Raw genomic sequence first — 15,602 nt, forward strand, 5'->3', positions numbered from 1 at the left:
CTTCAACGACCGCAGGGTACGGACCATCGCATCGAAGGAGCGCCAGTCGCGGGCCGCCTTGCCCGTACCGCCGTAGACCACCAGCTTGTCCGGGTGCTCGGCCACCTCCGGGTCCAGGTTGTTGTGCAGCATCCGCAGGGCGGCCTCCTGCTGCCAACCGAGAGCGGAGAGATCGGAGCCGCGGGCCGCGCGGACGGGGCGTGCGCCTGTCATGGTGTTGTCCTTTCGGAGTGTGGAGTGGCCGGGTGTCAGCGGAGCCGGCCGGCGACCGACTCGGCCGCGCGCAGGGCCTCGCCCGACGCCACGTACTGCACGGCCGCCTCGATCTCGGGGGCGAGGTAGCGGTCGGTGCCGGGGCCCGGTACGTCGGTGCGGAGGCCCGCGACGACCGCGGCGGTGGCCGGGGCCGGGGTGAGCGGGGCGCGGAGGTCCAGGGCGCGGGCCGCGGTGAGGAGCTCGATCGCGAGGACGCGGGTGAGGCCGTCGACCGCCTTGCGCAGCTTGCGGGCCGCGGCCCAGCCCATGGAGACGTGGTCCTCCTGCATGGCGGAGGACGGGATGGAGTCCACGGAGGCGGGGGCCGCGAGGCGCTTGAGCTCGGAGACGATCGCGGCCTGGGTGTACTGGGCGATCATGTGGCCGGAGTCGACGCCGGGGTCGTCGGCGAGGAACGCGTTGAGGCCGTGGTTGCGCGCCACGTCCAGGAAGCGGTCCGTGCGGCGCTCGGCGATGGAGGCGACGTCGGCGACGGAGATCGCGAGGAAGTCCAGCACGGCGGCGACGGGCGCGCCGTGGAAGTTGCCGTTGGACTCCACCCGGCCGTCGAGGGTGACGACGGGGTTGTCGACCGCGGCCGCGAGTTCGCGGGACGCCACCAGCTCGGCGTGGCCGAGGGTGTCCCGCGCGGTGCCGTGCACCTGGGGCGAGCAGCGCAGCGAGTACGCGTCCTGGACGCGGGTGCACTCCGGGCCGCGGTGGCTGGCGACGATGCCCGAATCGGCGAGCACGGCGCGCAGGTTGGCGGCGCTGTCGGCCTGGCCCGGGTGCGGGCGCAGCGCCTGGAGGTCGGCGGCGAAGACCGCGTCCGTACCGAGCTGGCCCTCGACGCTCATGGCGGCGCTGATGTCGGCGGTGGCGAGCAGGCGGCGCAGGTCGTGGGCGGCCAGGACGAGCGTGCCGAGCATGCCGTCGGTGCCGTTGATGAGGGCCAGGCCCTCCTTCTCGTGCAGGGTGACCGGCTCGATGCCGGCGGCGGCGAGCGCCTCGCCGGCCGGGCGCAGCACGCCGTCGGCGTCCCGCACCTCGCCCTCGCCCATGGCGGCGAGCGCGCAGTGGGCGAGCGGGGCGAGGTCGCCGGAGCAGCCGAGGGAGCCGTACTCGCGGACGACCGGGGTGATGCCGGCGTTGAGCAGCGCGGCGTACGCCTCGGCGGTCGCGAGGCGGACGCCGGTACGGCCGGTGGCGAGGGTGGACAGGCGCAGCAGCATGAGTGCGCGGATGACCTCGCGCTCGACCTCGGGGCCGGAGCCCGCCGCGTGCGAGCGGACCAGGCTGCGCTGGAGCTGGGCGCGGAGTTCGGTGGGAATGTGCCGGGTGGCGAGGGCGCCGAAGCCGGTGGAGACGCCGTAGTGCGGGGTGACATCGTCGGCCAGGGCCTCGATGACCTTGCGGCTGCGAGTGATCTCCTCCCGGGCGGCGAGGGAGAGCTCGACAGGGGCGTCGTGGCGGGCGACAGCCACGACATCGTCGGCGGACAGCGCGCCGACGTCGATGACAACAGTTGACATGCCTCAATGAAGCACCAGGTCAGAGCAGCTGTTCCATGCCTGCCGCCCGCTTTGTGTCTGGTATCCCAGACACTTGCCGCAGCGCGCTCGCGTCCCTCCCGGGAGCGCCCCGTCAGGGGCGCGGGGAACTGCGCGAGCAACCACGACGGCGCGGCACGGCGCCACGGACGCAAGCCCCCACGGCGGGAGCCCCCGTTCCTCCGCGGCTACTCTCGCCGCATGGCCATCGTTCCCGCAGCCGCCCAGGTCCTGGCGATCCTCCGGTACCTCGCCGGCCAGCTCGGACCGGTACCCGCGGCTGCGATCAGCCGGGACGTCGGCCTGCCCCGCTCGACGACGTACCACCTCCTCGACACGCTCGCGCAGGACGGCTTCGTGGTGCACCTGCCGGACGAGCGCCGGTACGGGCTCGGCGTCAGCGCCTTCGAACTCGCCTCCGGGTACAGCCGTCAGGCGCCCTTCCAGCGGCTGGCCCGGGCGCCGCTCACCGCGCTGGTCGACCGCACCGGACACAGCGCGCACCTCGCCGTGCTGCACGGCCGCGAGGTCATCTATGTCATCGAGGAGCGGGCGCCGGGCCGGGCGCCGCTGGTCACCGAGGTGGGCGTGCGGCTGCCCGCGCACCTGACGGCCAGCGGGCGGGCCATGCTCGCGCGGCTGCCGCACGCCCAGGTGCGGGCGCTCTTCCCCGACCCGTCCGCGTTCGTCGTCCGCCACGGGCACGGGCCCGGCTCCCTCTCGGCCCTGCGCCACCTGCTGGTGGAGGTGCGGCGGCGCGGCATCGCCACGGAGGAGGGCGAGGTCACGCCGGGGTTCTCCTCGGTCGCCGCGCCGGTGCTCGACCACAGCGCGCACCCCGTCGCGGGGGTGGCCGTGACCTACCCGGCCGTGGAGGTCACGGCGGAACGGCAGACGGCCATCGCCGAGCAGGTCGCCCGTACCGCGCGCGACCTCACGCTGCGGATCGGCGGGACGCTGCCGGTACCGTAGGACCCGCTACTTACGGGTGCATCCGCCGCGTCTCACGGATGCATCCGCGCACCCTTGACGATCTTGTCGACGGCGTTCTTCGGCCCGTACACGGCCAGGCCCACCAGATCGAGCTGATCCCGGCCGACGGCCCGTACGGCGGCCCGGTTGTCCCGGTCGTTACCGGTCGCGAAGAGGTCCGAGGTGAACACCGAGAGGGCGACGCCGCGGCTCAGCGCACGGCCGTGCGCGGCGGTCAGCGTCTCCTTCGTCCCCTCGAAGACCAGCACGGGCTGGCGGAACATCCGCAGGTAGTCATTGCCGTCCGCGTCCGCGTACGGCTCCCCGATCACGTCGGGGATCTCCGTACCGATACCGCTGACGAGGAAGGCCGTCACGTTCAGCCGCTGCCAGGTCTCCAGGTCCTCGCGGAGCAGGACGGCGAGCTTGGTGTCGAAGCGGACGGGTGCGGACGGGTCCGCGGAGGTGGCAGTCAGGTCGGTGTTCGGAGTTTCCATATCGTGGATTGTTCCGTCCCGCTCCGGGCCCGGTCTTGTACGTTCTTTGCATGGTCCGCCGTCCGCAGCCACAGGTCAGGGCCTGGCGCCCGGCGGTGACCGGGATCGCCGAGGTCTACCACGCACACCTGACCGGCCACGCCTACCCGCTGCACACGCACGACGCGTGGACGCTGCTCATCGTGGACGACGGCGTGGTCCGGTACGACCTGGACCGGCACGAGCACGGCGCCCTGCGGTCCGGGGTCACGCTGCTGCCCCCGCACGTACCGCACAACGGTTCGCCCGCAACGCCGGACGGCTTCCGCAAACGCGTGCTCTACCTCGAACCGGAGGCGGCGGGCCTGGGCGAGGAGCACATCGGGCTCGCGGTCGACGCGCCCGTACTGGCGGACGCCGCGCTGCGCGACCGGATCCACCGGCTGCACGACAGCCTCGTCCTGTCCGGCGAGGAGCTGGAGGCCGAGAGCCGGCTCGCGTTCATCGCCGAACGGCTGCGCGGGCACCTGGAGCGGCGCGGCGGGCCCGCCGCGGCACCGGTCGACGCTCCGGACCTCGCGCGGCAGCTGCGGGACCTGCTCGACGCGCGTACCTCGGAGGGGCTGTCCCTCGACGAGGCGGCCGGCCTGCTGCACGCCCATCCGGCGCACCTCGTACGGGCGTTCAGCCGCGCGTTCGCGATCAGTCCGCACCGGTACCTCACCGCGCGCCGTGTCGACCTCGCCCGGCGGCTGCTGGTGGACGGCATGGCGCCGCGGGACGCCGCTGCCGCCGCCGGCTTCCACGACCAGTCGCACCTGACCCGGCACTTCACGCGCATCCTCGGCGTACCGCCGGGGCGCTTCACGGGCCGCCGCCCGGCGCCCGTCACAGACCGGTGCCCGGCTCCAGCGCCGTCACGGTGAACTCGCCGCCGCAGACCCGCAGGTCGGAGGTGCGCAGGGTCATCGACTCCGTGGAGCCGGGCGGGTAGGTCTGGAGGAGGTACGGGCTCTTCCAGCACGGGGTGTCCTTCAGGCCGTCCTGGATGGTGTGCAGCACGGCGTACGCGCTGCCGCCCGGCTTCAGGGTGACGGCCCTGCCCGCGGCGCCCTCACGGGTGGCGGGCTTCCCGATCATCTGGCCGTCGCGCTGGATCAGCGAGACGCCGGGGTAGCCGCGGAGCGTGCAGGTGGACCTGGACTTGTTGGTGAACACCAGCGGCCTGTAAATGTTGCCCGCACCCACGTCGGCACGGCCCAGGCGCAGGCCCATCTCGCCGGCGGTACAGCGGTCGGACGAGCGGTCGGCGGACGCGGAGGCGGCGGTACGCGCGGAGGCCGTACGGGCGACGGTCGCCCCGCCCTTGCCGGTGGAGGGCTGCGTGACGTCCTGCGTGGCGTGCTGCCCGCCGCCACCGGTGTCGGTGGTGGAGCCGCCGGTGCCACCTGCGCTGTCGCTGCCGCCCGTGGTGGCGGGGGCCGAGGACGACGACGCGGCGTCGGACGGCGCCCCGGCGGCACCGGCGTCACCCGACCCGGCGCCGGTGCCCTGGCAGGCGGTGAGCGCGACGGCCGCCGCAGCGGCGATCAGCGTGGCGGTGGCGGCCTTGCGGCCACGGCGGAGACCGGCGTGCTGCGACATGGAAATCCCCTCATCGAGTCGGCGGATGCGAGGTTTTGGCCCCGCACCCTTTCACCATGCCGGGTGCCACTGATGCCCCACTAACAAGCCACTAACGCGCCACGAACCGCACGAACTCGGCCCAGGGGCCCCTCCGGACGGTGACCGTCGGGCGCGCGGTGTCCTTCGAGTCGCGAACGCGGACGACGGCCGCGCCGAGAGCCACCTCGACACAGTTGTCGCCCTCGGTGCCACTGTGACTGGACTTGAACCAGGTGCGTGCGTCCACCTCGTCGTCACTCATCCGCGTGCCACGTGCCGTACGAAAGCAGCCCAGCCGCCCCGCTCCACCCGCATGGCGGGGCGCGTGGTGTCCTTCGAATCCCTGACATGAACGGCCCGCGGAGTGACGGCGACCTCGACGCAGTTGTCGCCCTGGGCGCTGCTGTGGCTCGACTTGTACCAGGCGAGTTCGGTCGTGCTCATAGCGCTCCTCGTATCCGCTCCAGCAGTCCCGCGGAGTCCTTCGGGGACAGAGCCTGCGAGCGCAGTCTCCCATAGCGCATCTCGATCCGGCTGACCTCTTTCGGGTCGGCGATCAAGCGACCGCTCTCCTGGCCTTCGGAGTACGCGCGCCAGCGTCCGTCCGCCGTCTGCAGCAGGCATACGGGCCCGGCCAGACAGGCGTGGTGCTCGCTTTCCGCCGGCATGATCTGCACCGTGATGTTCCGCAGCGTCCCCAACTCAAGGAGGCGATCGAGCTGTTCACGGCTGACTTCGACCCCGCCGAGGCGACGCAGCAGCACTGCTTCCTCGATGACGAAGTCGAACGTGGCGTTGGGCCTCTCCACGAGAATCCGCTGCCGTTCCAACCGTGCGGCAACCGTCGACTCCAACTCGGTGTCGGCCAGCGGCGGTACGTCGTTGTCGCACAACGCCCGCACGTACCCCTCCGACTGCAACAACCCCGGCACCAGCCGGCATTCGTACGTGCAGAGGCTCACGGCCACCCGTTCCAGGCGGGCCCAGCGGCGGAACCAGACGGCGAGGCCGGGCTCGCCGCGGGAGAGGAAGCGCGCCGCCCGGCGCAGCGCACCCGTGTTGCCCAGTACGTCCTCCGCCCGTTCGACGAACGACTCGTCCGGCATCCGGCGGCCCAGCTCCACCGACTCCACGGTGTGCCGGGAGAACCGGACCCGGGCACCGAACTCGGCCCGGGTGAGCCCCGCGTGCTCACGCAGGGCCTGGACGACGGCCCCGAAGGTCCGCAGGCTGTCCGACGGATCGGGCTCCCGCTCCTCCCGCCCCTCCCGTTCCCCGTCGCACGTGGCCACGTCGACATCACCGGTCGTCACGGACGACCACCTCCAGGTGCCTGCACGATCTCCGCGAGCTCAACTCACCCAGAGTGACGGAACCGATCACCCACCGTCCACGAAACGCGTCCGTACGCTGTCGCCGCGTACGGACCACTCCGCGCGTGACCGGTCGTATCCAGCGTCAGCGCCGATCGTAACCAGCGTCAGTCCGCGACCTCGCGTCGGTCGTCCCCGGCCTCGTGCCGGTCGCCTGTGGCCTCGTGTCGGCCGTTCGCGACCTTGCCGCGTACCAGGAACCAGCCGCCGACCAGAGCGGCGACGATGAGGGGTACGCAGGCCACCGACCAGGCGGCGTCCCCGCCGTCCACGCACATCAGGACCACGACGGCGGCCAGGAAGGCGAGCGTCAGCCAGGACGTGAAGGGGGCGCCGGGGAGCCGGAAGGCGGGGCGTTCGACCTCGCCGCGTGCGGCCCGGCGGCGCAGCACCATCTGGCAGATCATGATCATCACCCAGGTGCCGATCATCGTGATCGCCGAGAAGTTCAGCACGATGGCGAAGGCGCGCTCGGGCACGACGTAGTTGAGGACGATGCCGAGGATGTAGCAGGAGGCGGTGAGGAGGATGCCGCCGTACGGGACGCCGCGCTTGTTCATCAGCGTGGTGAACTTCGGCGCCGAGCCGGCCAGGCCCATCGACCGCAGCACGCGGCCCGTGGAGTACAGGCCCGAGTTGCAGCTGGAAAGGGCCGCCGTGAGGATCACGAAGTTCATGACCCCGCTGACGCCGGGCACCCCCAGCTTGCCGAGCAGTGTGACGAACGGCGACTCCCCCGCCTTGTACGCGCTCCAGGGCAGCAGCAGTACGAGGAGCAGCACGGTGCCGACGTAGAAGACGACGATGCGCCAGGAGACGGAGTTGATGGCGCGCGGGATGACCTTGCGGGGGTTCTCGGTCTCGCCGGCCGCGATGCCGACCATCTCGATCGCCGCGTACGCGAAGACCACGCCCTGGATGAGGACGACGGAGGCGAGCAGGCCGTTGGGCATCATGCCGCCGTGGTCGGCGATGAGCTGCGGCCCTGTGCTGTGGCCGTCGACGGGGTGGCGGCTGGCCAGCAGCCAGCAGCCGATGGCGAGGAACGCGATGATCGCGGCGACCTTGATGATCGCGAACCAGAACTCGAACTCGCCGAACCAACGCACCGAGATGAGGTTGGCGGTGAGCACCACGAGCAGCGCGACCAGCGCGAGCATCCACTGCGGGATGTCGCGGAAGGCCGCCCAGTAGTGCAGGTACATGGCGACCGCGGTGATCTCCGCGATGCCGCTGCACACCCAGTGCAGGAAGTAGACCCAGCCCGCCGTATAGGCCGCCTTCTCGCCGAGGAACTCGCGCGAGTAGGAGACGAACGAGCCGGAGGTCGGGCGGTGCATCACGAGTTCGCCCATGGCGCGGGCGATGAAGAAGGCGAACAGGCCCGTGACGGCGAAGACCACGACCAGGATCGGGCCCGCGGCGTGCAGCCGCTCACCGGCGCCCAGGAAGAGGCCGGTGCCGATGGCGCCGCCGACCGCGATCATCTGGACCTGGCGATTGCGCAGGCCCGCGGCGTAACCACCCTCGCGGACCGGCGCGCCGCCCGAGGCGGCGGTCCCGGCGGAGGACGTGGGCGGTGCCGCCTGCTCGGCTTCTGCTGTGTGCTCCATGGTTCTCCGTGCATAGCGGTACGCCGCACACCGCCCGTTCCTGGGCGTGCGCGGGCACGCGCATACGGCGCGGCGTACCTGTGGAAGTGGACCGGCACCGGGAAACGGGGCCGGGACGTCGATAGGGTGACGTAGCCACCCTAAACGGTTTGTTCAGGCAACCATTAACTGGTGGGTAGCTTCCGCTCCACCGTCACGCCGACCGCAGTTCCGTGAGCGCCGACACCTGCCCGACTCCGCTCTCCGCCAGCACCTCCGCCACCGTCTGCGCCGGCCTGACCTGCGCGAACGTCACCGCGCCCGCGTCGTCCACGACGTACCCGACGACGGCCGGGCGCGGCAGGCTGTTGTAGTGGAAGTGGGTCGAGAAGTAGTACGCGCCCGTGTCGTACAGCGCCACGAGATCGCCCGGCGCCAGCTCCGGCAGCTCCCGCCCGCGGGCCACCAGGTCGCCCGCGAAGCAGCACGGCCCCGCCACGTCCTGCACCAGGCCGGGCGCCGTCTTGGGGCGGCCCAGCGCGTCGAACGCGCCGACCCGCAGCGGCCAGGACTCGGGCACGAAGACGGTACGGGTCGCCACCTGCGCACCGGCGTGCGTGACGGCTATGCGCCGGCCGCCGGAGGTCTTGGTGTACTCCACGTGCGCGGCGATCAGGCCCTGCTTGGCCAGCAGCGAGCGGCCGAACTCCGTCACCAGCGCGTACCGGCCGTCGAACAGCCCCGGCACGGTCCGCCGCAGCAGCTCCGCGTACTCGGCGTAGGACGGCGTGACCTCCTCCGACGCGAAGTTCACCGGCAGGCCGCCACCGATGTCGAGTGTGTCGATCTGCTGCCGGCCCGCCTGCGCGTTGATCTTCTCCGCCAGCTCGTACACGACCCGTACGCCCTCGGCCATCAGCTCCAGCGGGACGCCCTGCGAGCCGGTGTGCGTGTGCAGCCGGGTCAGCCACGGGCGCGCGCGGAACGCGTCGAGCACCCACTGCTCGGCGCCCTCGTCACGCAGCGCGACGCCGAACTTCGAGGTGGCGGTCGCCGTGCTCATGGCCCCGATCGAACCGGTCCCGACCTGCGGGTTCACCCGGATACCGAGCGGCGCGACCACCTGCCCGCCGGTCTCGGCCACCAGCGCGTCGATGCGTTCCAGCTCCTGCGCGTTGTCGGCGTTCACGGCGATGCCGTGCGCCAGGGCATCGCGCAGCTCGGCGACCGTCTTGGCCGGCGAGTCGAAGACGATGCGGTCGGCGGGCACGCCCGCGGCGCGCGCCAGTTCCAGCTCCCCGGGGCTGGCCACCTCGGCACCCACGCCCTCCTCGTTCAGCAGCGCCAGCACGGGCACCAGCGAGGCCGCCTTCACCGCGAAGGTGTGCAGGACGGTCCCGCCGCCCTCGGTGGTGAACGCCTCCCGCAGCTCCCGCACCGTGGCCCGGACGCCGTCCACGTCGAGCAGCCCGAGCACGGGCGCGTCCGGACCGACCAGCCCCTGCTCGACGGCGGCACGCACGGCCGCTTCCCTGCGGGCGACGGGATCGAGAGCCGTGGAGGCGCCATCAGAAGCCATGGGGACGGGATCAAGGGCCATGGGGATGTCCTGCCTTCTTGTGGGGGCCGGTGCCGGGGTCCTGTACGGATGTCCCGCGTGCGTGGCCGGAAACCGACAGCGCGAGGCCGGAGACCGGCAGCCGAGGTCGGGGTCGCTTCCGTCACTGTGCCGGTCGGCACGGGGCGGTGTCTGCGTGCCGGAGCACGAAGTCCTGGCGCCGGTCACTGTCGGCGCGCACAACACCCGAGCCGCGGCCCCGCCGACGTGGTGCAACAGCACAATCCCCCGAGCGCGCGCGTGGTGCGGCCACACCAACCCCGCGTCGCCTCACCCCGGCGGGATCAGCCCGGCCCTGCGCAGCCCCAGTTCGGTCAGCAGCCGTACGTCCGGGTCCTCCAGGTCCAGCCCGAACAGCTCCCGCACCCGTCGCAGCCGGTAACGCAGTGTGTTGGGGTGGACGCCCAGGTGCCGTGCGGTCGCCGCGGCGTCCCCGAAGAAGGCGAGATGCACGGCGACGGTGCGCGGCAGATCCGTACCGTGCTCCGCCTCGTACGCGAGCAGCTCCCGCACCGCGTCCGTCGCCGACGGGCTGAGCGCGGCCACGGCGTCGACGACCCGCAGGGCGTCCAGCGCGTACCGCACGTCCTCCGCCGCGGCCACCTCGGGCGCGCTTCCGGTCGTGCGCGCCGCGCTCGGCCGTGCGCTCGCGCCGCGCTCCCGCAGGACCCGCAGAACCAGCGCGGCCCCGGCCCGCGACGCGGCGGCCTCCCCCAGCCCCGCCCCGACGGGCCCGATGGCGACCAGCGGCCGTACGCCGCTGCTGCGCAGCACCGTGGCCAGCTCGCCGCCGAGCCGGTGTGCCGCACCGGTTGCCGGGTCGGTGAGGAGCACGTCGAGCCGGTCGCCGTCGCGGTGGGCGAAGGCCGGGCTGTGGTGCGCGGCGGCGCGCAGGGACGCGAGGTGCAGGGCGCGGTCCAGCGCGTCGGGGGCGGGCACGGGCGGCGCGGCCGCGACGGTCAGTACCGCGCACGGGACCTGCGGATCGACCTCCAGGGCCGCGGCCGAGTCCGGTACGTCCGGCTGCCGCCCTTCGAGGAGGGCCCGCACCGCCTGCTTGCGGCGGGACGCGGCGGACCGGGACCGCAGCCGGTGGTGCAGCAGATGCGGGACGGCGGTCTCGGCGGCGGCGCGGAGCGCGTCACGCGCCCCGGCCGGCAGCGGCTCGCCGTCGGCGGCGGCCCACAACGAGCCCAGGATCTCGTCCCCGGCCCGTACGGCGATGGCGAGCCGCTCGGGGAACCGGTCGTCGGCGGGCCGGTGGACCACGTCGGGCGTCGCCCACAGCGTCTGGAGGAACCCGCTCTCGGCCAGCTCGGCCACCCGCCACTGCGGCACCCGCCGCCCCAGGATCGTGAGCCGCCGCAACGGGTCCGCGGTGTCGGCCGTAGGTGAGTAAGCAAGAACGTTCGAGTCCGGGTCCTCGATCGTGATGGCGCCCCCGACCAGCGCCGCGAGCGCGACGGCGAGCCCCGGCAGGTCCCCGAGCGCCACATCGGCAGCCGTCGCGGCCGTCTCCGGCCGCGCCCCACCCTGACTGAGCGCCGCCCGCAGCAGCCCTATCAGCTCCCCCCACTCGATCCACGCCGCCCGCACCAGCAACGCGGTCCCACCCTCCTCGGCCTGGGCGAGCAGCCGCTCCGACACCCCCGCGGACCCCCGCCGCATCACGAGCGCGGCGGCCCCCGCCCGCGCCGCGTCCCGCAGCACCCGCGGAGCCTCCTCCGACGAGGTGTCCACCCCCACCGCCACCAGCACCTGCCCCGCCGCCTCCAACGTCTCCCCGGCGTCGAACACCCCGACCCCGCGCACCGGCACGTCCATCCCCCGGGGCGCCCGCACCACCTCGACGGCCTCCGTACCACCGACCTCGAGCACCTGCCCGAGCGACGGCACCCCGCTGTACGAGCCGGACGCGGACGGATCATCGGAAGTCGGACGGGGTTCCATGGGGCCAGTCTCCCCGATACGGGCCACGAAGGCGCTGCCGGCCACGAACGCCGTATCGGCCGTGTCGGCAGTGTCGGCCAGGTGGAGCCGTGCGCCGACCACCACAGTTCGGGGCGTCGGCGTTCACATACGGTAAGGGGCCCGGTCGGGACTCACGGTAAGGGGCCCGGTCGGGACGCGTTGACCGCGCGTCCACCGGCCGGGGCCCTGCCCGGCCCACTGGGGGAGACACGATGAATACGACAGAAGTGCTGGCCGCCCGCGGAGTTGACCTCTCCTACGGCTCCACACCCGCGGTGCGCGACGCGCACCTTTCGCTCGCGCCCGGCGAGGTGACCGCGATCACCGGCGCCAGCGGCTCGGGCAAGTCCTCGCTGCTCTACTGCCTCGCCGGTGTGCTGCCGCCCGCGCGCGGCGAGGTGTGGTTCGAAGGGCGTCCCTTCAGCACCCTGGACGACGAAGAGATCAGCACGCTCCGCCGCGAGCGCTTCGGATTCGTCTTCCAGTACGGCGAGTTGCTGCCGGAGCTGACGGTGGAGGAGAACACCGCCCTGCCGCTGCGGCTGGCCGGCCGGCGCAAGGCGCCCGCCCTCAAGGCCGCCGCCGAGGTACTGGACCGGCTCGGCATCGCCGACCTCCGCGAACGGCGCCCCTCGCAGATCTCGGGCGGGCAGAGCCAGCGCGTGGCCGTCGCCCGTGCGCTCGTCCACCGGCCGTCCGTGGTGTTCGCTGACGAGCCGACCGGCTCGCTGGACAGCGCCAACGCCGGCGCGGTGTTGGAGGAGTTCCTCTCCCTGGCCCGCTCGCAGGGCACGGCCGTCCTGCTGGTCACGCACGACGCGGGCGTGGCGGCCCGCGCCGACCACCACTGGACGATGGCCGACGGCGTCCTGTCGGCGACGGGGGCCGCCGCGTGAGGGAGTTCCTCCTCGGACTGCGTCTGCTGCTCGGCTCGGGACGCGGTGCGCGGGCCCGCTTCTGGCTGATGACGCTGGGCAGTTCACTCGGCGTCTGCTGCCTCGCTCTCGTCCTCACCGTCCCGGCCATCCTGGACGCCCGTGACGGACGCGCCGGCGGCCGCGACCCCGTCGTCTTCGCCGGCAAGCCCGCGTCCGGCCGTACGCTCGTCCTCGAACGCACCGACCCGCACGGGTCGCGCCCCTTCAACCGGGTCTTCGTCGCGCGCGGCACGCGGGACACCCCCGGCCCGCCGCCCGGCCTGGACGCCCTCCCCGCCCCGCACGAGGTGTTCGTCTCCCCGGCCCTGCGCGACCAGTTGCGCCGCGAACCGAACCTCAAGGGCCTGCTGCCGGGAACGGTGCGGGGCACCATCGCCCCCGCCGGCCTCACCGACCCGAACGAGCTGTACGCGTACGTCGGAGCCACGCCGAGCGACCTCATCCACTCGGGGGCCACCCGGGCGCTCAAAAGCTGGGGCAGCGGTTACGCCCCCAACCCCGCCGTCGACCCCTCCACCCTGGACATCCTGCGCTTCACCATGGCCACGCTGGTGCTGTTGCCGCTGGCCGTCCACCTCTCGGTCTGCGCCCGGCTCTCGGCCGCCAGCCGCAACCGTCGGCTCGCCGCGCTCCGCCTCCTCGGCCTGAGCGCGAAGGGCACTCAGCGGGTCAACGCGGCCGAGACCGTCGTGGCGGCGCTGCTCGGCGCGGTCCTGGGCATCGGTGAGTACTGGCTGCTCAACCAGGCCATGGCCCGGACCGGCCTGCCCGGCCTGAAGTGGTACCCCGGCGACGGCGTCCCGACCGCCGGCACCCTCGCGCTGTGCTTGCTCGGCTGTCCCGCGCTCGCCTGGTTCGTCGGCCGCGCCAGCGCCCGCGCCGCCGCGACCAACCCGCTGAGCACCCGCCGTACGGCCATCCCCCGTACGCCGAGGATCTGGGGCGGCCTCCTCCTGGTCACCGGCCTCGGCATCGTCATCGGCTACAGCCTGACCGGGCTCACCGCGCACCCCGCGGACAGCTCCGGCATCAACGCCCTCCTCGTCCCTCTCGGCGTGCTCCTGACCGGCCTCGGCCTGGTCCTCTCGATGCCGCTCCTCTCGTACCTCATGGCCCGGCGCCTGGCGCGCTCCCGGTCACTGACCCTGAACCTCGCGATGCGGCGCAACGAGGTCGAGCCCGGCAGCGCCATGCGCGTCGTCAGCGGCCTCGTCCTGCTCGTCTTCTCCGCGTCCCTCGCCCAGGGCGTCCTGGTGGAGGAGTCGCAGATCACCCGCTCCTCCTCCCCCTCACAGGAGTACGGCATCCCGCTGGCGGGCCTCAGTGCGCACCAGCAGCAACAACTCACCGCCATCCCCCAACTGCGCGCCCACGCCCTCGTCATGGAGCCGCCCTTCGACCCGGACGCCGAGGGCTCGCGCATCCCCGCCCGCGCGCTGGTCGCCACCTGCGGGCAGCTCAAGTCCCTGGTGCGGCACGTCGAAGGCTGTGTCGATGGCAAGGCACTCCGCCTGACCGACCCGGCAGTGACCCCGGAGCCGGTGGCGCCCTCCACGGTCCGACTGCGCCAGGGCACCCGGCACATCTCACTCAAGATCACCGTGCCGCGCCAACGCGCGCTGTTCACCGGCTACGACGTCACCTCCGTGGACACACCGGTGCTGTTCCCGCCCTCCGAGCTGCCACCCGGCGCCGTCCCCGCATCCGGCACGCTCATCCTGGCCGGCGCCTCCGACCCGGCCACGGTCCGTGCCGTACTGGACCGCATCGGCGCCATATCCCCCACCGCTGACGTGGACCCGGTCGGCGTCAACGTCGACGGACTCCAGCAGATCAGCGTCATCGAAACGCTGCTGGCCCTCGGCATGGTCATGGGCCTGGTGGTCGGCGCCGCGGCATTCCTGGTCTCCGCGACGGACCGCGCCGTGGAACGCCGCTCCCAGGTCACCGCCCTCGCCCTGATCGGCGCCCGCCCACGCGTCCTACGCCTGGTCCAATGCGCCCAGGTCGTCCTCCCCCTGGCGGTGGGCCTCCTCCTGGCCCTCCTCACCGGCAAACTGGCCGAGACGTCCTACCTGGTCACGGGCGGCGGCGAAACCTTCTGGGACGGCGCCGGCGTCCCCCTGCTCGCCGCAGCGGCCGGCACCGTCCTCCTCGCCGCGATCCTCGGCACCCTCCCCCTGGTGGGCCGCAGGATCGACCCGGAGTTGATCCGCCGGGACTGATGGGACTGGGTCGCCTCGCCCGCGGCTAGCCGCTTCTGATTCAGCGCACCGGGATATCAGTGCTCGAGGCCTTCTTCCACGGGCTGACACCGAGCTTGCCCGTGGTGCCGAGGTCGAGCTCCGGCGTCACTGTCACGGCCTCGGCGCCGGACTTGGGCCTGACCTGTACGTACGGGACGTTCGCGGCAATACCGCCACCCGTGGTGTTGCGCCACATCAAGCCGGCGGACGCCGCCTCGCCCGGTTTCAGGGTCACCGGCCGGGGCGGCGTGTCGAAGCCGGCCACGGTGGCGATACTGCCGCTGCCGTGCAGGATCCGGACGCCGGAAACCGGTTTCCTGTCCTCGTCCAGCAGCTTCAGAAGCGGGTAACCATCGAGGTGATAGGTACGTGTACCGCAGTTCCGCAGGCGTAGCCCCACCACGCGCAGCCCCATCGCCGCGTCGCCGTCATCTGCCGTGACGCGGACCCCGGAAGCCGGACAGGGCCCAGACTCGGCCGGGAACTCGTCCGACGGAACGCGCCTGACCTTGGCGATCCGCACCCGCCCCTGGCCGCCCGTGACCGTCCGTCCGTCCAGGCGGACGGTACTCCGCACGGTCCGACCGGGCCGCACGGAGGCCACCGTCCGGTCCTGGTTCATCTGCACCCCTCCGGACTCGGACAGCAGGTCGAAGGTAACGGTGTACGTGAACGGTTCGGCCTCCCGGTTGGTGACCTCGAAATCGGCGGTGACCGATGACGGTGCGTCAGCGCCGGACCGGCCGCTGCTCATGCCGGTGATCCTGACACCGTCCTTCGCCAGATCGGCGGGGTCACCAGGGATGCCCGGGCTGTCCGCCCCGCCGCCCCCACCACCCAGCACCGAACGCTCACCCGCCGGTCCGGCGACCTCCGACCCGCACGCCGCCAGGAGCAGCCCATTCGCAAGAAACGCCATCAGGACAAGCGGAATGCTCGTACGCAT

14 protein-coding genes and 1 pseudogene are annotated in these 15,602 nt (G+C 72.9%); 4 read left to right on the forward strand and 11 right to left on the reverse strand.

Annotated elements, in window-relative coordinates:
* Both IF20_RS31590 and hutH read right to left on the reverse strand, forming a co-directional pair.
* A pseudogene (locus tag IF20_RS31590) lies at positions 1-213 on the reverse strand (urocanate hydratase); the annotation flags it as partial.
* A gap of 35 nt (positions 214-248) precedes the next feature.
* Positions 249-1,787, reverse strand: coding sequence for a histidine ammonia-lyase (gene hutH, locus IF20_RS31595; RefSeq protein ID WP_052868828.1), 1,539 nt, complete (start codon positions 1,785-1,787; stop codon positions 249-251).
* 219 nt (positions 1,788-2,006) lie between these two features.
* On the opposite strand from hutH, the gene IF20_RS31600 reads away from it, so the two are divergent.
* On the forward strand, positions 2,007-2,777 hold the full coding sequence (locus tag IF20_RS31600; protein ID WP_052868829.1) for an IclR family transcriptional regulator: 771 nt from the start codon (positions 2,007-2,009) through the stop codon (positions 2,775-2,777).
* Between the two features lie 32 nt (positions 2,778-2,809).
* On the opposite strand, the gene IF20_RS31605 is transcribed toward IF20_RS31600, so the two are convergent.
* Positions 2,810-3,274, reverse strand: coding sequence for a DUF2000 domain-containing protein (locus IF20_RS31605; protein WP_052868830.1), 465 nt, complete (start codon positions 3,272-3,274; stop codon positions 2,810-2,812).
* Between the two features lie 50 nt (positions 3,275-3,324).
* On the opposite strand from IF20_RS31605, the gene IF20_RS31610 reads away from it, so the two are divergent.
* Positions 3,325-4,179 (forward strand): AraC family transcriptional regulator, encoded by an 855-nt coding sequence (locus tag IF20_RS31610; RefSeq protein ID WP_052868831.1) that lies wholly within the window; start codon positions 3,325-3,327, stop codon positions 4,177-4,179.
* Here IF20_RS31610 and IF20_RS31615 read toward each other — a convergent pair.
* The 7 genes from IF20_RS31615 to IF20_RS31645 all read right to left on the reverse strand — a co-directional run bounded on the left by IF20_RS31615 (position 4,142) and on the right by IF20_RS31645 (position 11,451).
* On the reverse strand, positions 4,142-4,897 hold the full coding sequence (locus IF20_RS31615; RefSeq protein ID WP_052868832.1) for a DUF4232 domain-containing protein: 756 nt from the start codon (positions 4,895-4,897) through the stop codon (positions 4,142-4,144). The two genes, IF20_RS31610 and IF20_RS31615, sit on opposite strands and share 38 nt — an antisense overlap.
* 91 nt (positions 4,898-4,988) lie before the next feature.
* A complete protein-coding gene (locus tag IF20_RS31620; protein WP_052868833.1) occupies positions 4,989-5,180 on the reverse strand; it encodes a DUF397 domain-containing protein in 192 nt (63 codons plus the stop codon).
* Positions 5,177-5,362, reverse strand: coding sequence for a DUF397 domain-containing protein (locus IF20_RS31625; protein WP_052868834.1), 186 nt, complete (start codon positions 5,360-5,362; stop codon positions 5,177-5,179). The genes IF20_RS31620 and IF20_RS31625 overlap by 4 nt, the downstream gene beginning before the upstream one ends.
* Positions 5,359-6,231 (reverse strand): helix-turn-helix domain-containing protein, encoded by an 873-nt coding sequence (locus tag IF20_RS31630; RefSeq protein WP_052868835.1) that lies wholly within the window; start codon positions 6,229-6,231, stop codon positions 5,359-5,361. The genes IF20_RS31625 and IF20_RS31630 overlap by 4 nt, the downstream gene beginning before the upstream one ends.
* Before the next feature lie 167 nt (positions 6,232-6,398).
* Positions 6,399-7,904: an amino acid permease gene (locus tag IF20_RS31635; RefSeq protein WP_052868836.1), complete on the reverse strand. Its 1,506-nt coding sequence runs from the start codon at positions 7,902-7,904 to the stop codon at positions 6,399-6,401.
* A 193-nt stretch (positions 7,905-8,097) separates the two neighbouring features.
* Entirely contained in the window at positions 8,098-9,483 is a 1,386-nt protein-coding gene (locus IF20_RS31640) for a type III PLP-dependent enzyme domain-containing protein (protein WP_407702578.1), read from the reverse strand.
* A 288-nt stretch (positions 9,484-9,771) separates the two neighbouring features.
* The gene (locus tag IF20_RS31645) at positions 9,772-11,451 is read right to left on the reverse strand and encodes a PucR family transcriptional regulator (protein WP_110944731.1); all 1,680 of its coding nucleotides are present in this window, start codon (positions 11,449-11,451) and stop codon (positions 9,772-9,774) included.
* 233 nt (positions 11,452-11,684) lie between these two features.
* Between IF20_RS31645 and IF20_RS31650 the strand changes: the two genes are divergently transcribed.
* The gene (locus tag IF20_RS31650; protein WP_052868839.1) at positions 11,685-12,368 is read left to right on the forward strand and encodes an ABC transporter ATP-binding protein; all 684 of its coding nucleotides are present in this window, start codon (positions 11,685-11,687) and stop codon (positions 12,366-12,368) included.
* A complete protein-coding gene (locus IF20_RS31655) occupies positions 12,365-14,635 on the forward strand; it encodes a hypothetical protein (protein ID WP_052868840.1) in 2,271 nt (756 codons plus the stop codon). The genes IF20_RS31650 and IF20_RS31655 overlap by 4 nt, the downstream gene beginning before the upstream one ends.
* Before the next feature lie 40 nt (positions 14,636-14,675).
* On the opposite strand, the gene IF20_RS31660 is transcribed toward IF20_RS31655, so the two are convergent.
* A complete protein-coding gene (locus tag IF20_RS31660; protein WP_052868841.1) occupies positions 14,676-15,602 on the reverse strand; it encodes a DUF4232 domain-containing protein in 927 nt (308 codons plus the stop codon).

Origin of the sequence: Streptomyces niger (assembly GCF_000718305.1) — a bacterium.
Lineage (GTDB): Bacteria > Actinomycetota > Actinomycetes > Streptomycetales > Streptomycetaceae > Streptomyces > Streptomyces niger.

Coding starts and splice junctions, on each gene's coding strand:
- hutH (WP_052868828.1), bottom strand. CDS start 1,787: ATGTCAACTGTTGTCATCGACGTCGGCGCGCTGTCCGCCGACGATGTC.
- IF20_RS31600 (WP_052868829.1), top strand. CDS start 2,007: ATGGCCATCGTTCCCGCAGCCGCCCAGGTCCTGGCGATCCTCCGGTAC.
- IF20_RS31605 (WP_052868830.1), bottom strand. CDS start 3,274: ATGGAAACTCCGAACACCGACCTGACTGCCACCTCCGCGGACCCGTCC.
- IF20_RS31610 (WP_052868831.1), top strand. CDS start 3,325: ATGGTCCGCCGTCCGCAGCCACAGGTCAGGGCCTGGCGCCCGGCGGTG.
- IF20_RS31615 (WP_052868832.1), bottom strand. CDS start 4,897: ATGTCGCAGCACGCCGGTCTCCGCCGTGGCCGCAAGGCCGCCACCGCC.
- IF20_RS31620 (WP_052868833.1), bottom strand. CDS start 5,180: ATGAGTGACGACGAGGTGGACGCACGCACCTGGTTCAAGTCCAGTCAC.
- IF20_RS31625 (WP_052868834.1), bottom strand. CDS start 5,362: ATGAGCACGACCGAACTCGCCTGGTACAAGTCGAGCCACAGCAGCGCC.
- IF20_RS31635 (WP_052868836.1), bottom strand. CDS start 7,904: ATGGAGCACACAGCAGAAGCCGAGCAGGCGGCACCGCCCACGTCCTCC.
- IF20_RS31640 (WP_407702578.1), bottom strand. CDS start 9,483: ATGGCCCTTGATCCCGTCCCCATGGCTTCTGATGGCGCCTCCACGGCT.
- IF20_RS31645 (WP_110944731.1), bottom strand. CDS start 11,451: ATGGAACCCCGTCCGACTTCCGATGATCCGTCCGCGTCCGGCTCGTAC.
- IF20_RS31650 (WP_052868839.1), top strand. CDS start 11,685: ATGAATACGACAGAAGTGCTGGCCGCCCGCGGAGTTGACCTCTCCTAC.
- IF20_RS31660 (WP_052868841.1), bottom strand. CDS start 15,602: ATGCGTACGAGCATTCCGCTTGTCCTGATGGCGTTTCTTGCGAATGGG.